Annotated in this window: 25 protein-coding genes; 17 read left to right on the top strand and 8 right to left on the bottom strand. The window is 68.6% G+C overall.

Annotation, left to right across the window (positions count from 1 at the left end; translation table 11 throughout):
- Positions 1 to 7: 7 nt before the first annotated feature.
- Complete coding sequence (locus tag B0W80_RS16960) at positions 8 to 1,522, bottom strand: amidohydrolase family protein (RefSeq protein WP_077000336.1); 1,515 nt, start codon at positions 1,520 to 1,522, stop codon at positions 8 to 10.
- A 191-nt stretch (positions 1,523 to 1,713) separates the two neighbouring features.
- Here B0W80_RS16960 and B0W80_RS16955 point away from each other — a divergent pair, with 191 nt between their 5' ends.
- The gene (locus tag B0W80_RS16955) at positions 1,714 to 2,133 is read left to right on the top strand and encodes a surface-adhesin E family protein (RefSeq protein ID WP_077000335.1); all 420 of its coding nucleotides are present in this window, start codon (positions 1,714 to 1,716) and stop codon (positions 2,131 to 2,133) included.
- Between the two features lie 48 nt (positions 2,134 to 2,181).
- Here the strand turns inward: B0W80_RS16955 and B0W80_RS16950 are convergent, their stop codons facing one another.
- Both B0W80_RS16950 and B0W80_RS16945 read right to left on the bottom strand, forming a co-directional pair.
- Positions 2,182 to 2,568, bottom strand: coding sequence for a type II toxin-antitoxin system VapC family toxin (locus B0W80_RS16950; RefSeq protein WP_077000334.1), 387 nt, complete (start codon positions 2,566 to 2,568; stop codon positions 2,182 to 2,184).
- The gene (locus tag B0W80_RS16945; protein ID WP_077000333.1) at positions 2,565 to 2,810 is read right to left on the bottom strand and encodes a type II toxin-antitoxin system Phd/YefM family antitoxin; all 246 of its coding nucleotides are present in this window, start codon (positions 2,808 to 2,810) and stop codon (positions 2,565 to 2,567) included. Before B0W80_RS16945 ends, B0W80_RS16950 begins: the two co-directional genes overlap by 4 nt.
- Before the next feature lie 116 nt (positions 2,811 to 2,926).
- On the opposite strand from B0W80_RS16945, the gene B0W80_RS16940 reads away from it, so the two are divergent.
- From B0W80_RS16940 to B0W80_RS16930, 3 genes are all read left to right on the top strand, one after another.
- The gene (locus tag B0W80_RS16940; protein WP_077000332.1) at positions 2,927 to 3,829 is read left to right on the top strand and encodes a LysR substrate-binding domain-containing protein; all 903 of its coding nucleotides are present in this window, start codon (positions 2,927 to 2,929) and stop codon (positions 3,827 to 3,829) included.
- Positions 3,830 to 3,960: 131 nt separating this feature from the next.
- Positions 3,961 to 5,376, top strand: a complete 1,416-nt coding sequence (locus tag B0W80_RS16935) for a nucleobase:cation symporter-2 family protein (RefSeq protein ID WP_077000331.1) — start codon at positions 3,961 to 3,963, stop codon at positions 5,374 to 5,376.
- Between the two features lies 1 nt (position 5,377).
- On the top strand, positions 5,378 to 6,796 hold the full coding sequence (locus B0W80_RS16930) for an 8-oxoguanine deaminase (RefSeq protein ID WP_077000330.1): 1,419 nt from the start codon (positions 5,378 to 5,380) through the stop codon (positions 6,794 to 6,796).
- Positions 6,797 to 6,803: 7 nt separating this feature from the next.
- Here B0W80_RS16930 and B0W80_RS16925 read toward each other — a convergent pair whose 3' ends face one another.
- From B0W80_RS16925 to B0W80_RS34980, 4 genes are read right to left on the bottom strand one after another with little or no spacing between them, the layout of a single operon-like run.
- The gene (locus B0W80_RS16925) at positions 6,804 to 7,688 is read right to left on the bottom strand and encodes a CoA transferase subunit A (protein WP_077000329.1); all 885 of its coding nucleotides are present in this window, start codon (positions 7,686 to 7,688) and stop codon (positions 6,804 to 6,806) included.
- A 14-nt stretch (positions 7,689 to 7,702) separates the two neighbouring features.
- Positions 7,703 to 8,533 carry a CoA-transferase gene (locus B0W80_RS16920; protein WP_077000328.1) on the bottom strand — a complete coding sequence of 277 codons (831 nt, stop codon included), beginning with the start codon at positions 8,531 to 8,533 and terminating at the stop codon, positions 7,703 to 7,705.
- Positions 8,530 to 10,188, bottom strand: a complete 1,659-nt coding sequence (locus B0W80_RS16915) for a class I adenylate-forming enzyme family protein (protein ID WP_077000327.1) — start codon at positions 10,186 to 10,188, stop codon at positions 8,530 to 8,532. The genes B0W80_RS16920 and B0W80_RS16915 overlap by 4 nt, the downstream gene beginning before the upstream one ends.
- A 4-nt stretch (positions 10,189 to 10,192) precedes the next feature.
- Positions 10,193 to 10,903 (bottom strand): FadR/GntR family transcriptional regulator, encoded by a 711-nt coding sequence (locus B0W80_RS34980; RefSeq protein ID WP_218668913.1) that lies wholly within the window; start codon positions 10,901 to 10,903, stop codon positions 10,193 to 10,195.
- A 73-nt stretch (positions 10,904 to 10,976) separates the two neighbouring features.
- On the opposite strand from B0W80_RS34980, the gene B0W80_RS16905 reads away from it, so the two are divergent.
- The 7 genes from B0W80_RS16905 (at position 10,977) to B0W80_RS16875 (ending at position 17,628) form a co-directional block, all read left to right on the top strand.
- The gene (locus B0W80_RS16905) at positions 10,977 to 12,206 is read left to right on the top strand and encodes a CaiB/BaiF CoA-transferase family protein (protein WP_143684659.1); all 1,230 of its coding nucleotides are present in this window, start codon (positions 10,977 to 10,979) and stop codon (positions 12,204 to 12,206) included.
- Positions 12,203 to 13,087, top strand: coding sequence for an enoyl-CoA hydratase/isomerase family protein (locus B0W80_RS16900; RefSeq protein WP_077000324.1), 885 nt, complete (start codon positions 12,203 to 12,205; stop codon positions 13,085 to 13,087). Before B0W80_RS16905 ends, B0W80_RS16900 begins: the two co-directional genes overlap by 4 nt.
- Positions 13,084 to 13,893 (top strand): SDR family NAD(P)-dependent oxidoreductase, encoded by an 810-nt coding sequence (locus tag B0W80_RS16895; RefSeq protein WP_077000323.1) that lies wholly within the window; start codon positions 13,084 to 13,086, stop codon positions 13,891 to 13,893. Before B0W80_RS16900 ends, B0W80_RS16895 begins: the two co-directional genes overlap by 4 nt.
- A 2-nt stretch (positions 13,894 to 13,895) precedes the next feature.
- Positions 13,896 to 15,110 carry a CaiB/BaiF CoA-transferase family protein gene (locus B0W80_RS16890; protein ID WP_077000322.1) on the top strand — a complete coding sequence of 405 codons (1,215 nt, stop codon included), beginning with the start codon at positions 13,896 to 13,898 and terminating at the stop codon, positions 15,108 to 15,110.
- On the top strand, positions 15,107 to 16,069 hold the full coding sequence (locus B0W80_RS16885; protein ID WP_077000321.1) for a tripartite tricarboxylate transporter substrate binding protein: 963 nt from the start codon (positions 15,107 to 15,109) through the stop codon (positions 16,067 to 16,069). Before B0W80_RS16890 ends, B0W80_RS16885 begins: the two co-directional genes overlap by 4 nt.
- Before the next feature lie 42 nt (positions 16,070 to 16,111).
- Positions 16,112 to 17,254 (top strand): acyl-CoA dehydrogenase family protein, encoded by a 1,143-nt coding sequence (locus B0W80_RS16880; protein ID WP_077000320.1) that lies wholly within the window; start codon positions 16,112 to 16,114, stop codon positions 17,252 to 17,254.
- An 89-nt stretch (positions 17,255 to 17,343) separates the two neighbouring features.
- On the top strand, positions 17,344 to 17,628 hold the full coding sequence (locus tag B0W80_RS16875; protein WP_077000319.1) for a hypothetical protein: 285 nt from the start codon (positions 17,344 to 17,346) through the stop codon (positions 17,626 to 17,628).
- A gap of 13 nt (positions 17,629 to 17,641) precedes the next feature.
- Here B0W80_RS16875 and B0W80_RS16870 read toward each other — a convergent pair whose 3' ends face one another.
- Positions 17,642 to 18,568 carry a LysR substrate-binding domain-containing protein gene (locus B0W80_RS16870; protein ID WP_077000318.1) on the bottom strand — a complete coding sequence of 309 codons (927 nt, stop codon included), beginning with the start codon at positions 18,566 to 18,568 and terminating at the stop codon, positions 17,642 to 17,644.
- 129 nt (positions 18,569 to 18,697) lie between these two features.
- On the opposite strand from B0W80_RS16870, the gene B0W80_RS16865 reads away from it, so the two are divergent.
- The 6 genes from B0W80_RS16865 (at position 18,698) to B0W80_RS16840 (ending at position 26,412) form a co-directional block, all read left to right on the top strand.
- Complete coding sequence (locus B0W80_RS16865) at positions 18,698 to 19,786, top strand: tartrate dehydrogenase (protein ID WP_077000317.1); 1,089 nt, start codon at positions 18,698 to 18,700, stop codon at positions 19,784 to 19,786.
- A 144-nt stretch (positions 19,787 to 19,930) separates the two neighbouring features.
- Complete coding sequence (locus B0W80_RS16860) at positions 19,931 to 21,283, top strand: dicarboxylate/amino acid:cation symporter (RefSeq protein WP_077000316.1); 1,353 nt, start codon at positions 19,931 to 19,933, stop codon at positions 21,281 to 21,283.
- Positions 21,284 to 21,300: 17 nt separating this feature from the next.
- Complete coding sequence (locus B0W80_RS16855; RefSeq protein WP_077000362.1) at positions 21,301 to 22,587, top strand: glycerate kinase; 1,287 nt, start codon at positions 21,301 to 21,303, stop codon at positions 22,585 to 22,587.
- 1 nt (position 22,588) lies between these two features.
- Positions 22,589 to 24,004 carry a pyruvate kinase gene (pyk, locus tag B0W80_RS16850; protein ID WP_077000315.1) on the top strand — a complete coding sequence of 472 codons (1,416 nt, stop codon included), beginning with the start codon at positions 22,589 to 22,591 and terminating at the stop codon, positions 24,002 to 24,004.
- A gap of 15 nt (positions 24,005 to 24,019) precedes the next feature.
- A complete protein-coding gene (gene eno / locus B0W80_RS16845) occupies positions 24,020 to 25,303 on the top strand; it encodes a phosphopyruvate hydratase (RefSeq protein ID WP_077000314.1) in 1,284 nt (427 codons plus the stop codon).
- 107 nt (positions 25,304 to 25,410) lie between these two features.
- Positions 25,411 to 26,412 (top strand): tripartite tricarboxylate transporter substrate binding protein, encoded by a 1,002-nt coding sequence (locus B0W80_RS16840; RefSeq protein ID WP_077000313.1) that lies wholly within the window; start codon positions 25,411 to 25,413, stop codon positions 26,410 to 26,412.
- Positions 26,413 to 26,464 lie beyond the last annotated feature (52 nt).

Genomic DNA, 26,464 nt, shown 5'->3' with positions numbered 1-26,464 from the left:
GTGTGGTTCAGGCCTTCGCCGCGGCCAGCTTGCGGCCCACTTCCGTGCCCTCGAAGAAGCGCGGGTTGGCCTCGGTGTAGAAGCGGTGCGGGTTGTCGAACACGAGCGCCTTGAAGTCGGCCGCGCTGAGCACGCCTTGCTCGATCAGGTCCCAGCTCTCGGCCAGCGGCTCGGTGAACTCGGGCACGTCCCAGTGGCCCACGTCGGACGACCAGATCGCGTTGATCTTCACGCCCAGCGGGTTCACGCGATCGTTGAAGGCGGCGGCCACGGTGCGGTCGTCGGCCTCGGAGCCGAAGTAGAAGTTCGACACCCAGCGGTCGCGGATGTCTTCCACCTTCTCGATGCCGGCCAGCGCGAAGTCGTCGATCTCCGATTCGTTCGGCTCGCGGCTGTGAGGCAGGGCGGAGATGCCCAGGCTTTCGCGCAGCAGGTTGGCCTTGAAGTCCGGGCGGCCCTGGATGTAGTCGGCACCGTAGCGCTCGAACAGCGAGGCCAGCAGGTCGACGTCGGCTTCGGCGGGGTCGTAGTTGCGCACCGCCACGCGGTTGCGCTTCTCCCAGCGGTCGACCAGGTGCGTGTAGACGTGCGCGCCCCAGTCGGCGCCGCCTTCGAGCAGGCCCACGCGCAGGCCGGGGAAGCGGCGCGTCACGCCGCCGAAGAACAGCGCCTTGGCGAAGGCCTGCGACCCATCGGCGAAATGCCCGATGTGGTTGTTCATGTAGTTGCTGATCGACTGCCGGCCGGTCCAGCCCTGGCTGCCGTAGTGCGTGGTGACCGGCACGCCCAGCTCGACCACCTTGGCCCAGAAGGGGTCGTAGTCGTGCTCGCTGTCGATGCCGTAGAAGTCGATGTAGCCGGCGTGCTTGGCCAGCTCGGGGTGGTCCTTGGGCGGGTATTTGTCGGCGATGGCCCGGATCGGCCGGCGCACGCCGCCGGCGATGTTGATCACCTTCAGCCCCAGTGTCTTGACCGCGAACTCCAACTCCTCGATGCCTTCCTGCGGCGTGTGCAGCGGAATGCCGGCCACGGGCGTCAGGCGGTCGGCGTAGGCGCGGTACTGGTCGGCATGGAAGTGGTTGATCGCGCGGTGCAGCGGCTGGCGGAATTCGCTGCCGGCCGCGGCGGGCGAGAGCACGTCGTTGGGGAACAGCACGGAGTAGTCCGACCCCTGCTCGGCCAGGCGTTCATACAGCAGCGCCGGCAGCGTGTAGGTGGCCAGGTCGTAGGTGTTTCGCGTGACGCGCGCCCACCACGGCGCGCGCAGGGTGCGGTGGTACTGGCGTTCTTCAGGCGTCTGCTGGTACCAGTCCTTGCCGCCGCCCGTGCGGGTGACGAAGCGCCCGCCCAGCGCCTTGCGCAGGGCATCGACCAGCTTGTTGCCGCCATAGTGCTGGATGTAGTCCTCCAGCACCGGGGCGTAGTCGTTGACGTGCACGTCGGTGTCGATCACCGGGTGCTGGAGGCTGGCCTTGACGGCAGCGGAACGCGATGCCTGTACGCGGCTCAAGCGATCGTTCATCTGGAAAACTCCTCGTGGGACAGGGAACTGCGCAGGCTACGGGCCGGTGCGACGCTTCCCAACGAAGGGTTTTGCGTTTGCTTAGCAGGTGTGCGCATTTGCACGTCGCCAAGGCCGCGGCCGGCGCACGGGTGTCGCAGCCGGCAGGGGCGTCTTTACAATCTCGCACTTCGAAAGAAAGGACGGTCGGCGTGAGATGGTGCTTCGTGTGGCTGGGCCTCTTCTGCATGGCCGCCAATGCCCAGACGGGCTGGTTCACCGTCACCGGCAACCCGGCCGACGCGTCGGTCGACACGGTTCAGGTCAACCCCGTGGCCATCGCCACCGACTGGCCCCTGAAGACCATGCTGGTCCGCGTGAGCCGCGCCGAAGAACGCCGCAACTGGGAAGGCGTGCCCTACCGTTCCTACGAGTCGCGCGTGCGCTTCAACTGCCGCGCCCGCAAGGCCCATTACCTCTACGCCACCTTCTACATGGCACCGCTCTGGCAGGGCGAGCCGCACCAGCGCACCGACTACGACGCCAACCCGCGGCCGATGCTGTTCCTGGATGCTCAGCCCAACCCCACCGAGCGGATCGTGCGGGCGGCTTGTCGGGCGGGGGCGGGCTGAGGGCGCGTGACGACCGCCTGATCGGATTGGAGGCCGCCGCTCCCTGACTCAAACCTTGCGGATGGGTCCGGGGTACAGAGCGACGTTTGCGTCGGCTGTCAGGAGTGTCATGCCCTCGGCGGTGGCTTGGGCGACCAGCATTCGGTCGAACGGGTCCTTGTGGATGGGGGGCAGGCTCTCTACCGTCAACGCGTGCTCACCCGTGATAGGCAGTTCAGCGTAGCCGTTGTCCAGCAGGCCGCGTCGCAGCAGATGCGCATCGACCTGGAAGTCGGATCGGTCGAGGCCGCGCTTGATGACGATCTCCCAGATGCTTGCGACACTGAAGAACAGACTGTTGTCCGGCGATTCGATGGCCTTTCGCGTTGCGGCGGAGAGTCGCTTTGGCGTTCCTGCCGCCCACAGCAGCAGATGAGTATCGAGCAGCAGCCTCATGGATCGACGCCGAAGAGATGTTCGATTTCGGCCGAACCCATCGTGTCGAAATCGTCCGGCACCTGCACCTGTCCGGCGAGAAAGCCCAGTCGCTTGGGAGGCGACGGCTCGGGTGCGTCGAGCGGCACGACCTTGACCATCGGCTTGCCCGCTTTGGCGATGACGAACGACTCGCCGCGTGAAGCGCGCTCGACGATGCGAGACAGGTGCGTCTTGGCTTCGTGAATGTTGATTGTTTGCATGGCGATGTCTGTGTATTGGACTAAGTCTGATTAGTCTAGTCGAAACTCGGGTTCAGTTCGAGGATCGTTCGTACCGCCACCGACGCTACCGCCGTCGCCGCAGGCAGAATCCGGCCATGCACGCCAAGGTGCTTCGCTATTTCGTGGAAGTGGTGCGCGCCGGATCGATCCGCAAGGCGGCCGAGCAGCTGCACGTGGTGCCCACGGCCGTCAATCGCCAGATCCTCAACCTCGAAGAAGAGTTGGGTGCGCCGCTGTTCGAGCGCATTCGCAACACGCTCAAGCTCACGCCGGTCGGCGAGATCGTGCTGGCGCATGCGCGGCAGACGCTGCGGGAGTTCGACGGCGTTCGCGAGCGCATCGAGGCGGTGCGCGGGCTGAGGCAGGGCGAGGTGTCGCTGGCCACCACCACCGGGCTGGCCGGTGCCTTCCTGCCCTCGGTGACGCAGCGCTTCCGCGCGGCGCATCCGGGCATCCGTCTCACGCTGCTGGACCTGCCGATCGCCGCCGTGCTCAAGAGCGTGCACGATGGCGATTGCGACTTGGCGCTGGCCTACGACGTGCCCGACACCGCGGGCTTTCGCACGCTCTTCGCAAGCGAGTGGCCGATCGGCGCCGTCGTGCCGCCGGGGCATCCGCTCACGGCCCAGGCGACGACCACGCTCGCGGATTGCGTGGGCTACCCGCTGATCCTGCCGGCGCCGGTGATGTCGATCCGGCCGATCCTCGACGGCGCGTTCGGCCGCTCGGCCATCCAGGTGTCGCCCGTCGTGGAAACCACGTCCACCGCACTGATGCGGCAACTGGTCGCGCAAGGCGTTGGCATCACGTTGCTCAACCGGCTCGACGTGGACGAGGAACGCCGCGGCGGCAAGTTGGTGTACGTGCCGCTGCGCGATGCCGGCCTGCGGCCGCAGACGCTCACGCTGGTGGTGCGCGCGGGTGCCGAATCCAGCCCGGCGGCCGAACTGCTGGCGCGCGAGCTGATGGTCTGCCTCGACGAACTGCTCGCGCCCTGAAGCGCGGCGCGGGTTCGCCGGGCGTCCACTTTTTGTGGACGTCGCAGGCCATTTATTGACTTTGCGTGCACCCGCACCTCGCTCCTAGACTGCGCCGGCCGATCCTCTTCGGCCCACGCAGAAAGGTCCACATGCTTGCCAATACCCCAACGACCGGCGCAGGAGACAGCGAACCGGTCGACCAGAAGCTTCCCCTGCCGCGCTGCGCCGCCCTGAGCCTGCAGCACGTGCTCGTCATGTATGCCGGCACGGTGGCGGTGCCGCTCATCGTGGGCGGCGCGCTCGGGCTGTCGAAAGCCGACATCGCCTTCCTGATCAACGCCGACCTCTTCGCCGCCGGCATCGCCACGCTGGTGCAGGCGCTGGGCTTCTGGCGCTTCGGCATCCGCATGCCGGTGATGATGGGCGTTACCTTCGCGGCCGTCGGGCCGATGATCGCGATCGGCGTCGACCCGACGCTGGGGCTGCCGGCAATCTACGGCGCCACCATCGTGGCCGGCGTGTTCGGCATGCTGGTCGCGCCGCTCATGGGGCGTCTGCTGGGCGTGTTCCCGCCGCTGGTAACGGGCACGGTGATCACGCTGATCGGCGTGTCGTTGATGGGCGTGGCGATCAACTGGGCCGCGGGCGGCCAGCCGACGCAGACGCGCATGATCGACGGCGTGGCGCATTCGGTGGCCAACCCGGGCTACGGCGATCCGGCCGGGCTGGCCATCGCCGCCTTGGTGCTGGTGGTCATCATCGGCATCACGCGCTACGGCCGCGGCTTCGTCGCCAACATCTCGGTGCTGCTGGGCATCCTGGCGGGCGTGGCGGTGTCGCTGGCGCTCGGGCGCATGCACTTCGACGGCATCGACGAAGCCGGCTGGATCGCGATCACCACGCCTTTCCACTTCGGCCTGCCGCGCTTCGAGCCGACGGCCATCGCTTCGATGTGCATCGTCATGCTGATCACGCTGGTGGAGTCGACCGGCATGTTCCTCGCGCTCGGCGCCATCACCGGCCGCGCGATGACCACCGACACGCTGACCCGCGGCCTGCGCGCCGACGGGCTGGGCACGGTGATCGGCGGGGTGTTCAACACCTTTCCCTACACGAGCTTCTCGCAGAACGTCGGCCTGGTCACGGTGACCGGCGTGCGCTCGCGCTACGTGGCGGCGCTTGGCGGCGTGTTCCTGGTCGCACTGGCGCTGTTCCCGAAGGTGGCGCACGTGGTGGCCAGCGTGCCGGGCTTCGTGCTGGGCGGTGCAGGCATCGTGATGTTCGGCATGGTGGCCGCGACCGGCGTGCGCATCCTGGGCGCGATCGACTACGCGCAGAATCGCCATGCGCTGCACGTGATCGCGATCTCCATCGGGCTGGGGCTGATCCCGACGCTGTCGCCGGGCTTCTTCCAGCACTTTCCGGCCTGGACCCATCCGCTCACGCACAGCGGCATCGTGCTTGGCACCTGCGCGGCCGTGCTGCTGAATCTTTTCTACAACGGCGTGCTGTCGCGAGAGCGGTCTTTCGCGTTGGCGGCACGAACCTCGCATGGAACGGAATGATATGAACGCCCCGACACCGACGACCCGCCCGCTGATCATGCGCCACGCCGACGTGGTGCTCACCATGGACGCGCAGCGGCGCGAGATCCCCGACGGCACGGTGGTGGCCGAGGGACCGGCCATCGCCTGGGTCGGACCGAGCGCCGAGCTGCCTGCGGCCTACGTCGACGCGCTGCAATCCGGCCGCGCCGAGGCCATCGACCTGCAAGGCCACGTGCTGATGCCGGGCCTGGTCAACACGCACCACCACATGTACCAGAGCCTCACCCGCGTCGTGCCCGAGGCGCAGGATGCGGAGCTGTTCGGCTGGCTCACCAGCCTTTACCAGCTGTGGGCGCGCCTCACGCCCGAGATGATCCGCGTGTCGACGCGGACGGCGATGGCCGAGCTGATGCTCTCGGGCTGCACCACCAGCAGCGACCACCTCTACCTGTTCCCCAACGGCGCGCGGCTCGACGATTCGATCGAGGCGGCCGACGCCATGGGCATGCGCTTCCATGCGGCGCGCGGCAGCATGAGCGTGGGCCGCAGCCAGGGCGGGCTGCCGCCGGACGAGGTGGTCGAGCAGGAGGACGCGATCCTGGCCGACAGCGAACGGCTCATCGGCCGCTGGCACGACCCTTCGCGCCACTCGATGCGCCGCATCGTGCTCGCGCCGTGCTCGCCTTTCTCGGTGTCGCGCGAGTTGATGCGCGAGTCGGCCCTGCTCGCGCGCGAGCGCGGCGTGTCGTTGCACACGCACCTGGCCGAGAACGACAACGACGTGGCCTACTCGCGCGAGAAGTTCGGCATGACGCCGGCCGAGTACGCCGAAGACCTGGGCTGGGTGGGGCACGACGTGTGGCATGCGCACTGCGTGAAGCTCGACGCCGCCGGCATCGCGCTTTTCGGGCGCACCGGCACCGGCGTGGCGCATTGCCCTTGTTCCAACATGCGGCTGGCGTCCGGCATCGCACCGATCGGCGCGATGCGCCGCGCCGGTGTGTCGGTGGGGCTGGGCGTGGACGGCAGCGCGTCGAACGACGGCGCCCACATGCTCGGCGAGGCGCGCCAGGCATTGCTGCTGCAGCGCGTGCGCCATGGCCCGGCCGCCATGACCGCGCGCGAGGCGTTGGAGATCGCGACGCTCGGCGGCGCCCGTGTGTTGGGACGCGACGACATCGGTTCGCTGGCACCGGGCATGTCGGCCGACCTGGTGGCCTTCGACCTGCGCGGCGTGGGCCATGCGGGCGCGGGGCACGACCCGGTCGCGGCGCTGGTGTTCTGCCAGCCGGGTGCGGCGGCCTTGAGCGTCATCGACGGACGCGTGCGCATCCGGCACGGGGCCTTCGTCGACCTGGAGCTGGCGCCGCTGCTGGCGCAGCACCGCGCGCTGGCGCGCAGCCTGTACGAAGGGGCGCGGCACCCGCACATGGGATGACCGGCCGTCAGCGAAGGTTGGTTTCGGACACCGCGATGCCGGCGATCCGGCTGCCGCCCAGCGCATCGAGGTATGCAGCGTGGCTCGGCGCGTGCACATATTGCTGAAGATAGGCCACGAAGCCATCGTGGGTCCGCGAGGCACGGACGTAGTCCTTCAGGTGCGCGTCGTCGGCGCGGTAGAGGGAGGGCGATGCGGTCGGGTGCGCGCCGTAAGGTACTTCGACCACGGCCTCCACCATGGCCGACGGGATTTTCGTCAGGTGGTTGTTGCGGCGGATGGTCTCGGCCGACACGATGCGGTCCACCGACACGATGACGCGCTTCGATGCCTGCGCCAGCAGCGTGTCGAGGAAGGGCGGGCCGACGTGCTGCACGTTGCCGTGCTCGTCGGCCTGCTGCGCATGCAAAAGGCACACGTCTGGGCGGATCGCGACCGATGCCAGCAGCTTCCGTTCGCCAGGCTCGGTGGGCAGCGGCCGGTATTGCTGCGGCGCATGCCGCGGCAGGTCGGTGCCCAGGTCGGGGATGGGCATGTACGGCAGATCGCACATGGCGGCTCGCAGGCCGGCCATGACGCCCGGGCCGTCCAGGTCGACGACCTCCAGCGAGCCGTCTTCCGCGCGTCGGCGAAAGTGCGGCGCGAGGCCGTGATGCTCGAAACTGATGAAGACGCAGGCGGTGCTGCGCGCGCAGCCGGCGCCGATGAGCATGTCGGGCGCGATCGACCCCGGCGCCGGAATCAGGTGCAGGTCGCGTGCGCCCTTGCGGATGAGGGCGCGCACCAGGGCCACCGGCTGCGCGTTGAAGATCCAGCCGCCGAGCGCGACTTTCGAGCCGTCCGCGATGCCGGCCACGGCGTCGTCGAGAGAGACGAGTTTGTTGTGTGTCATGTAGAGCGCTCCGTTCAGGCTGCAGTGGTGCGCAGGCTGCCGTGCCGGTCGACGCGCGTGCGCAGCAGCTGCAGTTCGAGCGGCGTCGGCATCTTCGTCACGGGGGGCGTGCCGTCGGCGAGCAGGTCGAAGCCGGTGGCGTCGCGCACCTGCTCCAGGGTCACACCCGGGTGCAGCGACGCGATGCGCATCTGCTTGCTTGCCGGATGAAAGTCGAACACGCCAAGCGGCGACATCACGAGCTTCGGCCCGCCGGGCGGCAGGCCCATGGCCTCGCGCGAATCACCGCCGTCCATGTGGCCGGGCCCGCAAAGAAAATCCACCCGCGGCACGAAGACGCCGCGGTCGTGCCGGCCGGCGAAGGTGTAGAAGCGCTTCGCCAGGCCGCACAGTGCGCTGATGCCCACCGTGCCGGGCCCGCGCAGCCGCGGCTTGCGGACGTCGCCCACCGCGACGGTGTTGATGTTGCCGAAGCGGTCGATCTGCAGCGCCGACAGGATCGCGAAATCGAAGAAGTGGATCTTCCAGTCGATGAAGTCGATCATGAAGGGCAGGTCCATCCAGGCCTGCGCCGATTCGATGTTCTCGTAGTCGGCGGTCGAGATGAGATGGTCGCGCGTCGGGTTGACCATGCCGCCCGGCCCCGAGACCCACCAGAGCGCCGGCGCCTGCATGAGGCGTGCCAAGTTGCAGGCCGCGAGCTGCACGTCGGAGTTGGTGCCGATGATGGCCTTCTCGCCGTCGGCAAGGTCGCGCGCCAGCAGCACGGCGGTCAGTTCGGCCGCGCTGGGCGACGCGGCGTCGGATGCGCCGGCGGCTTCGGATGTCTCGGTGGCAGGTGTCATGGTTGTGCGGCCCGCTCGGTCACGGGCTTGTCGAAGGGTTCGGGGACGAGGCGGCCCTGCGCGATCCAGTCGCGCAGCACGTACTTCTGGATCTTTCCGCCGCTGGTGGTGGGATGGCGATCGACGAAGAACCAGAGCGCCGGTGTCTTGTAGGGCGCCAGATGGCGGCGGCAGTGGCCGTGCAGTTCGAGGGTCGATGGCCGTGCGTCGGGCTCGCATTCGATGACCGCCGCCACGACTTCGCCCCAGCGCGCATCGGGCGCGCCGACCACGCTGGCCTGCCGCACCCCCGGGTGGGCCAGCAGCACGCTCTCGATCTCGCGCGGATAGATGTTCTCGCCGCCGCGGATGATGCAGTCCTTGAGCCGGCCTTCGATGCGCAGGTAGCCCGAGGCGTCCATGCTTGCGAGGTCGCCGGTGCGCAGCCAGCCGCCGGGCACCAGCGTCTCGGCCGTGCCTTCGGGCGAATCGAAGTAGCCCCGCATCGTCTGATAGCCACGCACCCAGATCTCGCCGGCCTGGCCCAGCGGGCGCACGGCGCCAGTGGCGGGATCAGCGATCTTGAGCTCGGCCTGCGGGGCGGGCCGGCCGATGGTCGTGGCCTGGCGCTCAGGTGTGTCGTCGGGTGAGGTCTGGCTGACCACGCCGTTGAGCTCGGTCTGGCCGAAGGTGATGCTGAAGCGGCAGCCGAGTTCGCGGCGGGCACGCTCCACCAGCGCCGCAGGCACCGGCGAACCGCCGCTCATCAGTGTGCGCAGCGAATCGAGCCGGCGCGCCGTGCGGTCAGGATGATCGAGCAGAGCCAGCACCATGGTGGGCACCGCATGAAGGTGCTGGACTCCTTCGCTTTCGATCAATTCGAGCATGGCCCCGGCGTCGAAGGCTGGCTGCAGTACGAAGCTGCCGCGCGAGGACAGGGCGCCGATCTGGCTGCCCGCACAACCGCCCACGTGGAACAGAGGCATGGCGGTGGCCCAGACGCCACCGTCCGGAAAGCCGGCACGCTGCGCAGCAAAGCGGGAGGCGTTGACGATTCCGCGGTGGTGCAGGCAGGCGCCTTTGGGACGCCCCGTGGTGCCGGAGGTGAACTGGATCTGCACCAGGTCTCCGGGCTGCACGCGGGGCAGGGTGACGGGATGCTGCGCGCCTTCCGCCACGAAGCGCGTCCATTGCGAGAAAGGGACGGTCTGACGCAGGGCCGGCAGCGTGTGCCGCAGCGACGACACCACGGCGGCCATGTCGGTGTGGCGGTAGCGGTCCGCATGGAAGATGGCAGATGCGCCAGACGCCTCGAGCACGTGGTGCACTTCGTCGGCGACGTATGCGGGGTTGACCGTCACGAGCACCATGCCTGCCAGTGCCGCGCCGTGCTGCAGCAGCACCCATTCCGCGCAGTTGGGCGCCCACACCGCCATCCGGTCGCCCGGTCGATGCTGCTGCAGCAGGGCGGCGGCGACCTGCGTCGCCTCGTCCAGCAACTGGCGGTAGGTCCAGCGCCGGCGCGCGGCCGCATCGGGCACGGCCTCCACGAACGCCACGCGCTCGGGCACGTCCTGCGCCAGCCCGCGCAGCAGGTCGCCGAGCGTGATGTCGAGCAGCGGCTGCGAAACGTCGGCAGGCCAGTGGGATTCGTCGAGGGCCGGGCGTGATGGCATGGGTTCAGAGAGGGGTGTTCCCCTCGAGGTTGGCGACAGCCTTGAGATACAGCTTCTGCTGCTGCAGCAGGTGGCGGCGCATCTCGGCGGCAGCGCCGTCGACGTCGCGTGCGCGCAGCAGCTTCAGCAGGCGGCGGCGAAAGGGCATGACGTAGCTCGTCGGGGTGCGGCCGATGCGTTCGACGAACTGCTGGGTGACGGTGACCACGCCATCGGTGATGGCGATGAGCAGCGCGTTGCCAGTCATGCGCGCGAGCATCCGGTGGAACTCGAGATTGAGCTCGGTGCGCAGTGCCAGGTTGTCGGCCTCGGTGGCCTGTTCCGCGGCGCGAACGTTGTCTTCGAGCTGATCGATCTCGTCGTCGGAGCAGCGCTCGCAGGCCAGGCGCACGACCTCGACGCCGACCATCACGCGCGTTTCGGTCAGGTCCTGCGGGCGGATGGCGCCCAGCGAGAAGAGGTCGGACATCAGCGTAGGCACGGCACCGGCGCCGCCGCCCTGAACGAACGCGCCGCCGGTCGCACCCTTGCGGATCACCAGCAGGCCCTGTTCCTCCAGCGAGCGCAGGGCCTGGCGGACCGAGTTGCGGCTGACGGCGAGCTGTTCGGCCAGGTCGCGCTCCGGTGGCAGGCGGTCGTCGGCGCGCAGGCGCCGGGCATGGATGAGGTCGCGAATCTGCTGAATGATTTCCGTGGCGGGGCGCGAACCGGTCACGGGGTGGAACAGGGCTTCGTGAAGCGTCGGGCTCGATGCGGAAGGAGGTGTCGGCATGAAAGGAGCTTGACGCATGGCAATTGGGTCACCCATAATAACTCGAATGGATGACCCAATCAACTCAATTCCGGGCGACACATCGCGGAAGGGCCCTCTCGCGGGCATTCGCGTTGTCGATTCCTCCAGCTACATGACCGGCCCGCTGGCCGCGACGATGCTGGCCGACCTGGGCGCCACCGTGGTCAAGGTGGAGCCGCCGGGCGGCGACGGCTTTCGCGGCTTCGGGCACAAGGTGGGCGGTTTCAGCGCCTTGTGGTCGAACATCAACCGCGGCAAGCGCAGCATCGTGCTCGACCTCAAGGCGGCCGCAGATCTGGCGACGATGAAGGAACTGCTCGCGACGGCCGACGTGCTGGTGGAGAACTGGCGGCCGCACGTGGCGGGCTCGCTCGGCCTCGGCCAGGAGGTCCTCGAAGCCCTCAACTCGCGGCTGGTGCGGCTGTCGGTCACGGGCTTCGGCGACAGCGGGCCGCTGTCGCGCGCACCTGCCTACGATTCGTTGATCCAGGCCTACACCGGCATGGTTCACCTGACCAGCGCCGATGGTGCGCCGAACGTCGCGCCCTACTGGGTGGTGGACAAGGTGGTGGCCACGTTCGGCACGCAGTCGGTCCTGGCCGCGCTGTACGAGCGCGAGCGCACCGGCAAAGGCAGCCACGTGTCGCTGCCGATGCTGGACGTGATGTCGTACTTCAACTTCCCGGACATGTTCCAGCACCGTACCTTCGTCGAGGACCTGACGCCGTGGCGGCCGGCCTTCAATCCGGTGGTGCGCACGGCCGATGGCCACGTGGTGGTCGCGCCGGTCAACGGCGGCCAGATCTCACGCACGCTCAAGGCGCTCGACCGGCCCGACATCAAGGCCGAAATGCTCGCCATCCGTGACCACGCCGAGATGGTCGATCGCCTCTACGCGCACCTCAACGAGATCATGGCCACCAAGCCGACCGCGCATTGGCTCGCGTTGCTCGAGCCCTTCGACGTGCCGATCGCGCCGGTGTGCACGCTCGACGAGCATCTCGACGACGCACAGGTGCGGCACAACCGCATCTACCGCGAGGTCCCGACGCCTGCCGGTCCGATGCGCGTGCCGCGCTTTCCGGCCAGCTTCGATCGCCGCCACTTCGAGCCGGCCGGCGCGCCACCGGAGGTCGACGCCGATGCCGCACCGGTCCGTGAGGAACTCGCTGTCGGCCATGCCGCCCATCACGCAATCCGAAACGCCACCGGTACCCAACCATGACCCAAGACGACAACCCGGCCGACACCACGGTCCTGTACGAGAAGCGCGATGGCAAGGCGTACATCACCTTCAACCGCCCCGACAAGCGCAACGCCTTGACCTACGCCGCCTTCGACCGGCTGATGGAATGCATCGCCGATGCCGAGCAGGACGACGGTGTGCGCGTCGTGCTCATCTCCGGCGCCGGCGGGCATTTCAGTGCCGGCCACGACCTGGCGGAGATCGGCAGCGAGTACGGCTTCGATCCCTCGGGCAAGGGCCGCCGGCCCAGCCAGCGCGCGCGCCTCGACTTCGACCGCCGCCACCTCAACCAGTTTCGCGACCTCTTCTATTGCAGCAAGCCGACCATCGCCCTGGTGCGCGGCTACTGCGTCGGCGCGGGGCTGCACATCGTCGAGGCCTGCGACTTGGCCATCGCGAGCGATGCGGCACGCATCGGCCACCCCGAACAGAAGGCCGGGCTGGCCGGTGCGGCCTACATGACGGCCTGGAACATTCTCGCCGCCGGGCCGAAGAAGGCACGCGAACTGCTGCTGATCGCCGACATGCTCGAGCCTCAGGAAGCGGTGCAGATGGGCCTGGTCAACAAGGTCGTGCCCGATGCCGAGCTCGAGGCCGCGGGCGAGGACTGGGCCGGACGCATCGCCAAGCTGCCGCGCGATGCCATCGCCTTCGGCAAGGCGGCGACGAACCTGGCACTCGATTCGCTGGGCATGACCAGCCAGTTCGCCCATGGCTACGTGATGCATGCGCTCAGCACCAACATCCGCTACGAGGAGGACGAATACAACTTCATGAAGAAGCGCCGCGACGAAGGCGTGCGCAGCGCATCGCACGGGCGCGAGGCGCGCTACGGCGAAGACGGGCGGCGCGAATCATGAGTGGCGCATTGCACGCAGACCTGGCCGGCCTGTCGGTGGCCGTGACGGGCGGGACCAAAGGCATAGGCCGGGCGGCCGTGACGACACTGGCCGCCAATGGCGCGCGCGTGGTCTTCCAGGGCAGCGACGAAGCCGCGGGGCGGGAGATCGAGGACCAGTGCCGGAAGTGGGACGGCGAGGCGGTCTTCGTGCGCGGTGACCTGATGCGCTTCGAGGACGCACAGGCACTGGTGGCCGTGGCCCGCGAGCGGCACGGCCGGCTCGACGTGTACGTGAGCAGCGGCGGGCCGCGCGAGCCGCGGCCGGTGCTCTTCCACGAGATGGAGACCCCCGCGCACAGCTTCGCGATGCTGCAGAGCCGCCTGATTCCTCGGCTCAACGGCCTGCATGCCGCAGTTCCACTGATGCGCGAACAGGGCAGCGGCAAGATCGTGCTGCTCACCACCGATGCCGCGCGCACGCCGACGCCCAGCGAGTCGATGGTGGGGGCGGCCGGCGCGGCCATCATCGCGCTGACCCGTTCGCTGGCGAAGGAATTGGCCCGCGACGGCATCCGCATCAACGCGGTCGCCACCACCATCACCGCCGGCACGCCGCCCTACGACGCCTATGTCGCGGCGAAGGCCGCGAACCGCGACGACACGTTGGTCAAGGCCTTTTCCAAGGCGCATGCGCAGGTGGGCTTGCGCATCAACACCGCGCAGGACCTGGCCGACTACATCCTCTTCCTCGCCAGCCCGGCGTCCGACCAGATCACCGGGTCGACGATGAGCATCAACGGCGGGCTGTCCTTTCCTTCGTACTGACGATGTCCAGCGCCACCAGCATACCGAGCACGCCGCCGCTGAAGGGCCTGCGCGTGGTCGACTTCTCCGCGATGATCGCCGGCCCTTACTGCACCCGCTGGTTGGCCGACCTGGGTGCCGAGGTGATCAAGATCGAGCCGCCCGAGGGCGACCACATGCGCCATCGTGCGCCGCTGCGCGACGGGCACAGCGCCTACTTCGGCCACCTGAACAGCGGCAAGCGCTGCATCGTGCTCGACCTCAAGCAGGCAGCGGCCGTGGAGCTCGCGCGCAGCCTGGCCGCGGAGGCGGACATCGTGGTCGAAGCATTCCGCCCGGGCGTGATGGCGCGGCTGGGCCTGGGTGCGGCGCAGTTGCGAGCGCGCAACCCGCGGCTCGTCCACTGCGCGATCTCGGGCTTCGGGCAGGACTCCGATCTGGCGCACCGGCCCGCGTACGCGCCCATCGTCCACGCTGCCAGCGGGCTGGACTTCGCCCTCGGCGAGGACGCGGAAGGCCGGCCGCAAGGCGCCAACGTGCCGCTGGCAGACATCCTCACCGCCATGTTCGCCTGCATGTCGATCCAGACGGCCTTGCTGCAGCGCGAGCGCACCGGCCAGGGCACCTGCATCGACGTGAACCTGATGGACAGCGTGATGAACGTGCTGCCCTACGAGCTGCAGGCGGCCCAGGCGGGCGCGGCCCAACCGCGGCCCAGCTACAAGCCGCTGCGGGCCAGCGATGGCTGGGTGCTGGTGACGCCGATCAACGCGCGAAATTTCGTGCGGCTGTGCGAAGCGCTCGGCCATCCCGAGTGGGTCGACGACCCGCTGCTGGCCACCGATGCGGCACGCTTTCGCAACTGGGTCGAGTACATGCGCCGCATCGAGTCATGGACGATGCAGCGGACCGCGGCGGAGTGCGAGGCCGTCCTGTCGGACCAAGGCGTGCCCTGCTCGCGCTACCTGCGCGTCGAGGAAGCCATGCAGGAGCCGCAGTTCGAGCAGCGCAAGAGCTTCGCCACCATCACGGACGGAACGCACGACTACCTGACCGCGCGCCTGCCCTTCGGCTTCGACGGCATCCGCCCGCAGCCGGGCGCTCGCGTGGCAGCGCTCGGTGCCGACACCGACGCGGTGCTGCGCGAGCGGCTGTCGCTGACGGACGCCGACATCGACGCCCTCGCGCAGGCGCGGGCCATCGTCTGTACGCCACAACCATCCAGGAGACAACCATGAGATCGACCACGTTCGCCGCTGCGGCGGCCCTCTGCACCGCGCTGCTGTCGCCTGCAGGGCATGCACAGAATTTTCCCGAGGGGCCGGTGCGGCTGGTGATACCGACCACGCCGGGCTCGACGCCCGACCTGCTCGCGCGCACCATCGCGCCCAAGCTGTCGGAGCGCATCGGCCGCCCCGTGGTGGTGGACAACCGGGTCGGGGCCTCGGGCAACATCGGCACCGAAGCGGTGGTGCGTGCCTCGCCGAACGGCAGCACGCTGCTGATCGCCGCCAGCAGCCTGGCCACCGGCGCCCCGCTGCAGAAAGGCCTGCCCTTCGATGCGGGCAAGGATTTGGCGCCGGTCACGCTGATGGGCTGGAGCCGGCTGGTGTTCGTGACGCATCCGGGAGCGGGCGTGAAAACCATCAACGACTTCCTGGCGGCCGTGCGCAAGTCGCCAGGGCGGCTGAGCTACGGCTCGCCCGGCAACGGCACGCCCAATCACCTGGCCGCCGAGCTCTTCAAGGCGAAGACACAGACCTTCATCATGCACATCCCCTACCGCGGCTCCGCGCAGCAGCTGACCGACGTGCTGGGCGGCCAGATCGACATGGCGCCTCTCACCGCGATCGCGGCGGCGCCGCACGTGCGCTCGGGCAAGCTGGTGCCGCTTGCGATCACGGGCGACAAGCGCTCGCCCGTGCTGCCCGGCGTGCCGTCGATGGCCGAAAGCGGACTGCCTGGCGTCGACGGGAACATCTGGTACGGCATGTTCGCACCCAAGGGCACGCCACCGGAGCTGGTCGCGCGGCTCAACCGCGAGGTGCACGAGATCCTGCGCGAGGAAGAGAAGGCGCTGACCGCGCAAGGCTTCGAGGTGGAGGTGTCGACCCCCGCCGAGTTCGGCGACCGCCTGGCGCGCGACACCGCGCGCTGGACCGAGCTGGTGCGCCAGCAGAACATCAAGCCCGATTGACGCGGTCGAGCATCGAAGCAATCAAGGGGCCAAGGAACCAACATGGAATTTACCGAGGAACAGATCGCCTTCCGCGACAGCGTGCGCAGGGTGGTCGAGAAGCACGTGGCGCCGATCGCGGCCGAGATCGACGAGACCGATCGCTTTCCGCGCGAGATCGTCGAGCTGTTCGGCGAGCTGGGGCTGATGCAGCTGTGGGTGCCCGAGCGCTACGGCGGGCCGGAAGGCAACCTCACGATGATGTGCATCGCGCGCGAAGAGGTGTCGCGCGTGTCGCCGGCCTGCGCCACCATCGCGGGCCTGAACACGATGTTCATCATGCCGCTGCTGCACTTCGGCACCGAGGCCCAGCGCGAGCGATTTCTGCCCGCGGTCGCCAAGGGTGGCGTGGTGACTGCCATCGCCATCTCCGAGCCGCAGGCCGGGTCGGACGTGAGCGCCATCGCCACGCGCGCCGTGCGCGACGGCGACAGCTGGGTGATCAACGGCCGCAAGCAGTGGTGCAGCTACGGCGTGGAGGCCGACTTCATCGTGCTGATGGCGCGCACCAGCGACGCGCCGGGCTCGGCCGGCATCAGCGCCTTCGTGCTGGAGCCGAAGACGATGAAAGGCATCAGCTTCGGCCGGCACGAACGCAAGATGGGCTGGCGTGGTGCGCCGAACACGCCGATTTTTCTCGACGAGGTACGCGTGCCGGCCGACAACCTGATCGGAGAGGAGGGCAAGGGCTTCCGCGCCTCCATGCGCGCGCTCGACCTCAACCGGCCCACGATCGGTGCGCAGTGCGTGGGCATGGCGCAAGGGGCGCTCGATGCGTCGGTGGCCTATGCGAAGGAGCGCCGGCAGTTCAAGCGCAGCATCTCCGAGTTCCAGGGCGTCCAGTTCATGCTGGCCGACATGGCCATGCAGATCGAGGCGGCGCGCGCGCTGGTCTACGAATGCGCTCGGGCCGGCGACGCGGGCGACTGGAAGCGGCTCACTTACCTGGCGAGCATGGCCAAGTGCTTTGCGAGCGACATGGCGATGAAGGTGACCACCGATGCGGTGCAGGTCTTCGGCGGCTATGGCTACACGAAGGACTATCCTGTGGAGCGCTGGATGCGCGACGCCAAGCTGGCGCAGATTTTCGAGGGCACGAACCAGATCCAGCGGGTGGTGATCGCCAGGGATCTGCTGAACGCCTGAGCTTCCCGGCGTCGCAGCGGCCACCAACCCCGCGCGCGTGCACAATCCGGACTGTCCCTTCCAAAAAGAAACCGTCCGGGGAACGTCGTGTGCTGAGATTTGGCTTCTTCTTCGCCTTCGTGCTGGCGGCCTGCATTCTGGTCGCCCTTGAAAAATACCGCAGCGACGAGCTGCAGGCCCGACGCACGGCCGAGCAGGTCGAGCTGCTGCGGCGCCTCGAGGCGCTGGATCGCCCCTCGGTGTCGCGGCTGGTGAACCAGTGGCGCATGACCTACCCCGAGCCCAGCCCCGACCGGCTCGACGAGCTGCGTGACCTGGTCAAGCAGCTGCAGGCCAATCCCACCGCGATCGACGCGCCGCCGTACTCGCCCTGACTGCAGCGCGTCGCTACCCCTTTGCCGCCGCCTGCTGCGTGAACGACAGCGCCAGGAAGTCCACGAACGCCCGCACCCGCGCGGCCATCTGGTGCCGCTGCGGGTACACCGCGTAGATGTCGGCGTCAGGGGTGGCGTACTGCGGCAGCACCTGCACCAGCCGGCCGTTGCGCAGGTAGCGTTCGATGTCCCATTCGGCCCGCATCAGAATGCCGTGGCCGTCGAGCGCCCAGTTCACCGCGATCTCGCCGTCGTTGGTGGCCAGGTTGCCGCGCGTCTTCACGGCCTCGCTGCGGGCGCCACTGCCGCGGCCGCTGGTCAGGCGCCAGACGCCGTAGGCCTCTTCGCCCTGGCGGATGCCGATGCAGTTGTGCTTGCCGAGGTCACTCGGCACCTTCGGGGTGCCGCGCCGGGCCAGGTAGGCCGGGGACGCGCACAGCAGGCGGCGGTTGGGCGCGATGTGGCGGGCGATCAGCCGGCTGTCGGGCGGGGCGCCGAAGCGCACGCAGACGTCGAACAGGTCGTCGGTCGGCGCCGGCGGGTTGACCGACAGCTGCAGTTGCACTTCCACCTCGGGGTGCTTGCGCACGAAGCGGGAGATGAGCGGCGCCACGTGGCTGCGGCCGAAGCCCAGCGTGGCATTGACGCGCAGCAGGCCCTTGGGCGTGGCCTTGGAAACGCCGAGCACCTGCGCCATGCCATCGATTTCGCCGAGGATGCGGCGCGCATGCTCCAGGTACACCTCGCCCTCGGGCGTGAGGCTCATGCGTCGCGTGGTGCGGTTGACCAGCGGCACGCCGATGCGCGTTTCCATCAACGCCAGGTGCTTGCTGACCGCGGGCGTGGTGATGCCGAGTTCGCGCGCCGCCGCGCTCAGGCTGCCGGCACTGGCAAGCGAAGAAAAGAAGCCGAGGTCCGAGGGCAGGATGGCGTTGGCCATGATGGGCTGACTGTTGAATTCAGGTTAACGATGGCTTCACTCTAACGCTGTGTCGAAGGGGTGTCGACTGCCTACAGTACCTCTACCCCTTCACCACACCACCACCACATCACCACACGGAGACACACCATGAAGACGTACAAGATCGCAACCATCCCCGGCGACGGCATCGGCAAGGAAGTCGTGCCCGCCGGCCAGCAGGTGCTGGAAGCACTGGCCTCCGCCAGCAGCACCTTCAAGTTCGAGTTCGAGGATTTCGACTGGGGCGGCGACTACTTCCGCGAGCACGGCGTGATGATGCCCGACGACGGCCTCGACGCCCTGCGCGACAAGGACGCGATCCTGTTCGGCTCGGCCGGCGACCCGCACATCCCCGACCACATCACGCTGTGGGGTCTGCGCCTGAAGATCTGCCAGGGCTTCGACCAGTACGCCAACGTGCGGCCCACGCGCATCCTGCCCGGCATCGACGGCCCGCTGAAGCGCTGCGGCCCGGACGACCTGAACTGGGTCATCGTGCGTGAAAACTCCGAAGGCGAATATTCCGGCGTCGGCGGCCGCGTGCACCAGGGCCACCCGATCGAAGCCGCGACGGACGTCAGCATGATGACCCGCGCCGGCGTCGAGCGCATCATGCGCTTCGCCTTCAAGCTGGCCCAGTCCCGCCCCCGCAAGCTGCTGACCGTCATCACCAAGAGCAACGCCCAGCGCCATGCGATGGTGATGTGGGACGAGATCGCGCTGCAGATCTCCAAGGAGTTCCCCGACGTGACCTGGGACAAGGAACTGGTCGACGCATCGACGGCCCGCATGATCAACCGCCCGGCCTCGCTCGACACCATCGTCGCGACCAACCTGCACGCCGACATCCTGAGCGACCTGGCCGCCGCGCTGGCCGGCAGCCTGGGCATCGCGCCCACCGGCAACATCGACCCCGAGCACCGCTACCCGTCGATGTTCGAGCCCATCCACGGCTCGGCCTTCGACATCATGGGCAAGGGCCTGGCGAATCCGGTCGGCACCTTCTGGTCGGTCGTGATGCTGCTGGAGCACCTGGGCGAGAACGACGCCGCCCGGCGCGTGATGCAGGCCATCGAGAAGGTCACGGCCGACACCTCGCTGCACACCCGCGACCTGGGCGGCACGGCGACCACCGCCGACGTGACCAAGGCCGTGTGCGACCAGGTCACCGGCGGCGCGCAACGCAAGGCCGCCTGACGGGCCCCGCCCCGCTGCGCACCAGCAGCCGGGGCTTCTTTTCTGAACCGGGGTCGCGCGGCATGCGCCGCCCCCCGACCCGAAGCGGCCGCCAAGCGCCGCAGGGGCGAACTCGTGCCTACACATCCACCAGGAGACAAGACCATGCGCCGCTTCTTCGGCAAGCTGTACGTCCAGGTGCTCATCGGCGTGTTCGCCGGTGCGGCCCTGGGACTTTTCGCCCCCCATCTCGGCAGCGACCTCAAGCCGATGGGCGACGTCTTCATCAAGCTGATCAAGATGGTGTTCGCACCGATCATCTTCGCCACCGTGGTGCTGGGCATCGCCCGGATGGAGAACATGAAGGAGCTCGGCCGCGTCGGCGTGCGGGCCCTGATCTATTTCGAGATTCTCTCCACCTTCGCGCTGGCGCTGGGGCTGGTGGTCGTCAACGTGGTCGGCCCCGGCAACGGCATGAACATCGACCCGGCGCAGCTCGACACCAAGGCCATCGCGGGCTACACGGCGGCCAGCGCCCGGCCCGAAGGCTTCGTCGACTTCCTCATGCACCTGGTGCCCACCAGCGTGGTCGACGCGCTGGCGCGCAACGACATCCTGCAGATCCTGGTGTTCGCCACGATGTTCGGCATCGCGCTGTCGCACATCGGGCCGCGCGCCAAGCCGGTGGTGGACTTCCTCGACTCGTTCACGCACGGCGTGTTCTCGGTGGTCGGGATGATCATGCGGCTCGCGCCGCTGGCAGCTTTCGGCGCCATGGCCTTCACCGTCGGCAAGTACGGGCTGGGCTCGGTGGTGTCGCTGGGCAAGCTGATGGGCACGATGTACATCACCTGCTTCCTGTTCGTTGCGATCGTGCTCGGGCTCATCGCGCGGATGTCGGGGTTCAGCTTGTGGAAGTTCCTCAAGTACATCAAGGACGAGCTGTTCACGGTGCTGGGCACCAGCTCGTCGGAATCGGTGGTGCCGCAGCTGATGCGCAAGCTCGAGCATGCCGGCGTCTCGAAGCCGGTGGTGGGGCTGGTCGTGCCGTCGGGCCTGACGTTCAACCCCGACGGCCAGTGCATCTATTACACGATGGCAGCGATCTTCATCGCCCAGGCCACCAACACGCCGCTCACGCTGACCGATCAGCTCGTGGTGCTGGGCGTGCTGCTGCTGACCTCGAAAGGCTCGGCGGGCGTCACGGGCTCGGGCTTCATCACGCTGGCGGCCACGCTCGCGTCGATGGGCAAGATCCCGGTGGCCGGCATGGTGCTGCTGCTTGGCGTCGACCGCTTCATGTCGGAGGCGCGCGCCATCACCAACACCATCGGCAACGCGGTGGGCACCATCGCCATCGCCCGCTGGGTCGGCGCGGTGGACCGCGACCGGCTGTCGCAGGTGCTCGACGGCAAGAGCGATCCCGAGAACCTGGAAGAGCTGTACGAGGGCGAGGACGAAGGCAGCAATGTCAAGCCGATCCGCGTGGCGCTCGACGGCGAGCGCATCGCGGCCTGATGCAGATGGCCGCCCTCATGAATTCCACCGGGCCCCGCGAACTGCTGCGCGCCATGTTCGACGCAGCCATCGCCGCCGCGCAGCCAGCGCTGTGCGTGCCGCGCCACCTGCCGCAGCCGCCCAAGGGCCGGCTGGTGGTGGTCGGCGCCGGCAAGGCCTCGGCCGCGATGGCGCGTGCGGTCGAAGCGCACTGGCGCGGTCCGCTCGGCGGGCTGGTCGTGACGCGCTACGGCTATGCGGTGCCCTGCGAGCGCATCCAGATCGTCGAAGCGGCCCACCCGGTGCCCGATGCGGCCGGCGAAGCTGCTGCCAAGCGCATGCTGGAAGCGGTGCGCGGCCTGACGAGCGACGACCTCGTGCTGTGCCTGATTTCCGGTGGCGGCTCCTCACTGCTGCCGTTGCCGCTGCCCGGCTTGACGCTGCAGGACCTGCAGGCGCTCAACGCCGCGTTGCTCGCCAGTGGCGCCAGCATCACCGAGATGAACTGCGTGCGCCGCCACCTCTCGGGCATCCAGGGCGGTCGACTGGCTGAGGCCTGCCACCCGGCGCGCGTGCTGAACCTGCTGCTCTCGGACGTGCCGGGCGACGATCCCATCGACATCGCCTCGGGGCCGACGGTGCCCGATCCCACGACCTGCGCCGATGCATTGGAAATCCTGCGGCGCTACGAGATCGACGTTACGCCGCGTGCGCTCGACCTGCTCGAAAGCGGAGAGGGCGAGACGCTGAAGGCCGGCGACCCGCGCCTGCCGTCCATCGAGACCCGCTTCATCGCGACACCGCAGATGGCTTTGGAAGCGGCGGCCGCAGTGGCGCGTGATGCGGGGCTTGACCCTTGCATCCTCGGCGACGCGATCGAAGGCGAGTCGCGCGAGGTCGCGAAGACGCTGGCGGGCATCGCGCTTCAGGTGGCACGCCGCGGGCAGCCCGTGAAGGCGCCGTGCGTGCTGCTGTCGGGCGGCGAAACCACCGTCACCCTGCGCAAGCACGGCGAACGAGGCCAGGGCGGGCGCAACGTCGAGTTCTTGCTCGCCCTGGGCATTGCACTGGATGGCGAGCCCGGCATCCACGCACTGGCCGGCGACACCGACGGCGTCGACGGCCAGGAAGAGATCGCCGGCGCGCTGCTGGCGCCCGACACGCTGACGCGTGCCCGCGCGCAAGGCCTGAAGCCGCGCGACCACCTCGACCGCAACGACGGGCACGGCTTCTTCGGCGCGCTCGGCGATGCCGTGGTGACCGGCCCGACCCTCACCAACGTGAACGACTTTCGCGCGATTGTGATCGCGCCCCGGAAGGATTGAAATGAAACGAAGCAAGCACGCGAAGATCGTCGCGACCCTGGGCCCCGCCAGCGACGAGCGGCAGACCATCCAGGCCCTGTTCGATGCCGGGGCCGACGTGTTCCGCCTCAATTTCAGCCACGGCACGCACGAGGACCACAAGCGGCGTCTCGACCTGATCCGCGAAGTGGAGCGCGACAGCGGCCGTCCGATCGGCGTGCTGCTCGACCTGCAGGGCCCCAAGCTGCGCATCGGCACCTTTCCCAATGGACCGATCGAGCTGGTCGAGGGCAAGGCCTTCCGGCTCGACCTGGACACGAAGACGCCCGGCAGCGCGGAACGCGTGGCGCTGCCGCATCCCGAGATCTTCGCGGCGCTGGAAGCCGGCACCGACCTGCTGCTCGACGATGGCCGGCTGCGGCTGCGCGTCGAAAAGTTCGGCAAGGACTTCGCCGAGACCCGCGTGGTCAACGGCGGCAAGCTGTCGGACCGCAAGGGCGTGAACGTGCCGGGTGTGGTGCTGCCGCTCAGCGCCATGACCTCGAAGGACCGCGCCGACCTGGCCTACGGGCTCACGCTCGGCATCGACTGGGTCGCGTTGTCCTTCGTGCAGCGGGCCGAGGACATCGTCGAGGGGCGCGAGGTGATCGGCGGGCGCGCCGGCATCGTGGCCAAGCTCGAGAAGCCGGCGGCCATCGCATCGCTCGACGCCATCCTCGCCGAGACCGACGCCGTGATGGTGGCCCGCGGCGACCTGGGCGTCGAGATGCCGGCGGAGCAGGTGCCCTCGATCCAGAAGCGGATCATCCGCGCATGCCGCCGGGCGGGCAAGCCGGTGATCGTCGCCACGCAGATGCTCGAATCGATGGTGACCGCGCCGGTGCCCACGCGGGCCGAGGCTTCGGACGTGGCGACCGCCATCTACGAAGGCGCCGACGCGGTGATGCTGTCGGCCGAATCGGCCAGCGGCCGCTACCCGGTCGAGGCGGTGAAGATGATGAGCAGCATCATCACGCACACCGAGGGCGATCCGAACTACCGTGCGGCCATCGACGCGTCGCGCGCAGAGCCGCTGGCACGCACGGCAGATGCCATCGGCGCCGCGATGCGCGATATCACCGGCTTGCTCAATGCAGCCGCCACAGTGGCCTACACCAGCTCGGGCTACTCGGCCCTGCGCATGGCCCGCGAACGGCCGCGCGCGCCCATCCTCGGCATGACACCCCGCCTCGCCACCGCGCGGCGCCTGGCGCTCGCCTGGGGCGTCCACGCGGTGCTCTGCCATGAAGTGGTGGACGTGCCGGAGATGAGCGAACTCGCCTGCCGCACCGCGCAGAAAGAAGGCTTCGGCACGGCGGGGCAGACCGTCGTCATCTCGGCCGGCATGCCCTTCGGCACCTCCGGCACCACCAACCTGCTGCGCATCGCGCAGATCTGAAAGGGAGCCACATTCATGGCAACGATTCAACACGTCCGCGGCTTCGAGATCCTCGACTCGCGCGGCAACCCGACGGTGGCCGCCGAGGTCGTGCTGTCGGACGGCGCGAAGGGCTTCGCCGCCTCGCCCTCCGGTGCCTCGACCGGCGCGCGTGAGGCGATCGAGCTGCGCGACGGCGATGCGAAGCGCTACGGCGGCAAGGGCGTCACGCGCGCGGTCGGGCATGTGAACGGCGCGCTGCGCGAGGCGCTGGTCGGCTGCGCTGGCGACGACCAGCCTGCGATCGATCGCCGCATGATCGAACTCGACGGAACGCCGACCAAGTCGCGGCTCGGCGCGAACGCGATCCTCGCGGTGTCGCTCGCTGCGGCCAAGGCCGCGGCGGCTTCTGCCGGCACCGCGCTGTATCGCCACATCGGCGGCGAGCGCAAGCCGGTGCTGCCGCTGCCGATGATGAACATCGTCAACGGCGGTGCGCATGCCGACAACAACGTCGACATGCAGGAATTCATGATCGTCCCGTGGGGCGCGCCGAGCTTTTCGGAGGCGATGCGCTGGGGCGTCGAGGTGTTCCATTCGCTGAAGGGCTTGCTCAAGCATCGGGGCTTGTCGACCGCGGTGGGTGACGAGGGCGGCTTCGCGCCCGACCTGCCGTCGAACGAGGCGGCGATCGAAGTCATCCTCGCCGCGATCGGGCAGGCGGGGTTCGCGGCCGGTGAGGACATCGCGCTGGGCCTGGACGTGGCGAGCTCCGAGTTCCACAAGGGTGGGCAGTACACGCTGGCATCGGAAGCCCGTCAGTTCGATTCGTCGCAGTTCGCCGACTACCTGGCCGGATGGGTCGATGCCTACCCCATCGTCACCATCGAAGACGGCATGGCCGAAGACGACTGGGAAGGCTGGGCGCAGTTGACGGCGAAGCTGGGCCACCGCGTGCAGCTGGTCGGCGACGACCTGTTCGTCACCAACACCGAGATCCTGCAGCGGGGCATCGCGAGCGGTGCGGCCAACTCGATCCTGATCAAGCCCAACCAGATCGGCACGCTGACCGAAACGCTCGCGGCCATCGCGATGGCCGACCGCGCCGGCTACACCGCCGTGGTGTCGCACCGATCGGGCGAGACCGAGGACACCACCATCGCCGACCTGAGTGTGTGCACGGCCGCGACGCAGATCAAGACCGGGTCGCTTTGCCGCTCGGACCGCATGGCCAAGTACAACCGCCTGCTCCTGATCGAGGCCGAGCTGGGACGCGATGCCGCGTTCGCCGGCCGTGCCGCCATCCGTGCCGGCCGCTGACGACGCGCTCGCGTCGTTGACTTCAGGTTAATGCCGGCTTCACTTTCGGCGCGATTCGAACGCGCCTCGGCTCCCTACATTCATCCCACAACCTCATGGAGACAAGCATGACGACATCGACATTCCCCCACATCACTCGCACCATTCGCACCGCCCGTACCACACTGACGGCCATCGCCTTCGGCTTCGCCGCATCGCTCGCCGCCGCGCAGGCCTGGCCCGCGAAGCCGATCACGCTGGTGGTGCCCTTTCCGCCGGGCGGCAGCTCGGACGCGCTGGCGCGCGCCATCACCACGCCGCTGTCGCAAAGCCTCGGCCAGCCGGTGATCGTCGAGAGCAAGCCGGGTGCGGGCGCGACGGTCGGCGCCGACTATGTCGCCAAGGCCAAGCCCGATGGCTACACGCTGCTGATGGGCGCGGTGCATCACACCATCGCGACCAACGTCTACAAGAAGCTGCCCTACGACTTCGAGAAGAGCTTCGCGCCCGTCACCACGGTGGCGCTGGTCCCCAACGTGCTCGTGGTCAACGCGAAGTCGTCCGCCACCGACGTGAAGAGCCTGGTCGCGCTGGCGAAGGCGTCGCCCGGCAAGCTGTCGTACGGGTCGAACGGCAACGGCACCGTGCAGCACCTGATCGGCACGCAGTTCTCCGGCATCGCCGGCGTCGACCTGCTGCACGTGCCCTACAAGGGCAGTGCGCCGCTCACCACCGACCTGCTGGGCGGCCAGGTCGACATGTCCTTCGACACGCTGACGCCGCTGGTGCAGCACATCAAGGCCGGCAAGCTGCGCGCGTTGGCGGTGACCACCGCCAAACGTTCGAGCACCTTGCCCGACGTTCCAACGCTGGCCGAGGCCGGCCTGAAGGACTTCAACCAGGGCACCTGGTTCGGCATCCTCGCGCCGGCCGCCACGCCGCCCGAGGTGGTCGCGAAGCTCAACGCCGAGATGGTGAAGATCATCCAGTCGCCCGAGTTCAAGAAGCGCATGGAAGAGATCGGCGCCGAGCCCGTGGGCGACACGCCGGCGCGGATGGCCGCGACGATCAAGGAAGACACGGCCAAGTACGGGAAGCTGATCAAGGACGCCAAGGTCTCGATCGACTGAACGTGCATCGGGCTCCGGCTGCTACGCTCGCGCGCTGGCAAGCAAGGAGCCC

This window comes from Variovorax sp. KK3 (genome assembly GCF_001984055.1).
GTDB lineage: Bacteria > Pseudomonadota > Gammaproteobacteria > Burkholderiales > Burkholderiaceae_C > Variovorax.
Note: the sequence above shows the minus strand (reverse complement) of the source record. Positions and strands in the feature narration are given on the sequence as shown.

What these genes read in the sequence shown, in the direction of transcription:
- B0W80_RS16960 (WP_077000336.1), bottom strand. Translation starts at nt 1,522, where the DNA reads ATGAACGATCGCTTGAGCCGCGTACAGGCATCGCGTTCCGCTGCCGTC.
- B0W80_RS16950 (WP_077000334.1), bottom strand. Translation starts at nt 2,568, where the DNA reads ATGAGGCTGCTGCTCGATACTCATCTGCTGCTGTGGGCGGCAGGAACG.
- B0W80_RS16945 (WP_077000333.1), bottom strand. Translation starts at nt 2,810, where the DNA reads ATGCAAACAATCAACATTCACGAAGCCAAGACGCACCTGTCTCGCATC.
- B0W80_RS16940 (WP_077000332.1), top strand. Translation starts at nt 2,927, where the DNA reads ATGCACGCCAAGGTGCTTCGCTATTTCGTGGAAGTGGTGCGCGCCGGA.
- B0W80_RS16935 (WP_077000331.1), top strand. Translation starts at nt 3,961, where the DNA reads ATGCTTGCCAATACCCCAACGACCGGCGCAGGAGACAGCGAACCGGTC.
- B0W80_RS16930 (WP_077000330.1), top strand. Translation starts at nt 5,378, where the DNA reads ATGAACGCCCCGACACCGACGACCCGCCCGCTGATCATGCGCCACGCC.
- B0W80_RS16925 (WP_077000329.1), bottom strand. Translation starts at nt 7,688, where the DNA reads ATGACACACAACAAACTCGTCTCTCTCGACGACGCCGTGGCCGGCATC.
- B0W80_RS16920 (WP_077000328.1), bottom strand. Translation starts at nt 8,533, where the DNA reads ATGACACCTGCCACCGAGACATCCGAAGCCGCCGGCGCATCCGACGCC.
- B0W80_RS16915 (WP_077000327.1), bottom strand. Translation starts at nt 10,188, where the DNA reads ATGCCATCACGCCCGGCCCTCGACGAATCCCACTGGCCTGCCGACGTT.
- B0W80_RS16905 (WP_143684659.1), top strand. Translation starts at nt 10,977, where the DNA reads ATGGCAATTGGGTCACCCATAATAACTCGAATGGATGACCCAATCAAC.
- B0W80_RS16900 (WP_077000324.1), top strand. Translation starts at nt 12,203, where the DNA reads ATGACCCAAGACGACAACCCGGCCGACACCACGGTCCTGTACGAGAAG.
- B0W80_RS16895 (WP_077000323.1), top strand. Translation starts at nt 13,084, where the DNA reads ATGAGTGGCGCATTGCACGCAGACCTGGCCGGCCTGTCGGTGGCCGTG.
- B0W80_RS16890 (WP_077000322.1), top strand. Translation starts at nt 13,896, where the DNA reads ATGTCCAGCGCCACCAGCATACCGAGCACGCCGCCGCTGAAGGGCCTG.
- B0W80_RS16885 (WP_077000321.1), top strand. Translation starts at nt 15,107, where the DNA reads ATGAGATCGACCACGTTCGCCGCTGCGGCGGCCCTCTGCACCGCGCTG.
- B0W80_RS16880 (WP_077000320.1), top strand. Translation starts at nt 16,112, where the DNA reads ATGGAATTTACCGAGGAACAGATCGCCTTCCGCGACAGCGTGCGCAGG.
- B0W80_RS16870 (WP_077000318.1), bottom strand. Translation starts at nt 18,568, where the DNA reads ATGGCCAACGCCATCCTGCCCTCGGACCTCGGCTTCTTTTCTTCGCTT.
- B0W80_RS16865 (WP_077000317.1), top strand. Translation starts at nt 18,698, where the DNA reads ATGAAGACGTACAAGATCGCAACCATCCCCGGCGACGGCATCGGCAAG.
- B0W80_RS16860 (WP_077000316.1), top strand. Translation starts at nt 19,931, where the DNA reads ATGCGCCGCTTCTTCGGCAAGCTGTACGTCCAGGTGCTCATCGGCGTG.
- B0W80_RS16855 (WP_077000362.1), top strand. Translation starts at nt 21,301, where the DNA reads ATGAATTCCACCGGGCCCCGCGAACTGCTGCGCGCCATGTTCGACGCA.
- pyk (WP_077000315.1), top strand. Translation starts at nt 22,589, where the DNA reads ATGAAACGAAGCAAGCACGCGAAGATCGTCGCGACCCTGGGCCCCGCC.
- eno (WP_077000314.1), top strand. Translation starts at nt 24,020, where the DNA reads ATGGCAACGATTCAACACGTCCGCGGCTTCGAGATCCTCGACTCGCGC.
- B0W80_RS16840 (WP_077000313.1), top strand. Translation starts at nt 25,411, where the DNA reads ATGACGACATCGACATTCCCCCACATCACTCGCACCATTCGCACCGCC.